Source organism: Rhizobium ecuadorense (genome assembly GCF_001187535.1).
GTDB lineage: Bacteria > Pseudomonadota > Alphaproteobacteria > Rhizobiales > Rhizobiaceae > Rhizobium > Rhizobium ecuadorense.
Map to the genome: position 1 here is coordinate 1 of NZ_LFIO01001200.1, position 321 is coordinate 321.

The 321-nt window shown below is 55.1% G+C and carries 1 protein-coding gene; it reads left to right on the plus strand.

All coding sequences use genetic code 11. The features are described from left to right. On the plus strand, window positions 1-215 hold a 215-nt coding region (locus tag AF337_RS44590), incomplete at its 5' end, for a hypothetical protein (protein ID WP_210168077.1). Window positions 216-321: the final 106 nt, after the last annotated feature.

Sequence of the window (321 nt, forward strand, 5' to 3'; positions counted from 1 at the left end):
CCCATCTTGAATTGCAACGTTTCGCCCCTTCGGACCCGTATGCCTGCGTTAAGAATCGAGGGCGATTTCCAGAGTTCGCGCTGGATCTTGGTCGCATGGCAGATACTGGTTACCACCCCCTCTATATTGAGTGTGTTTCTTATCCCCTGAAAGACGAAGGCTTCGCCATTCCTGAAGAATCCCACTCCGTCTTCGAGACCTCTGACCATAGCTGAGCTCCTGGGACTATTCCTTGCGATTAGAGTGTAGTCTCCGATTCCCCTCACGGGCCAAGCCTCGTGACCTGAGGGCGGAGCGTCGTAATACGCGCCGCCGATGTGG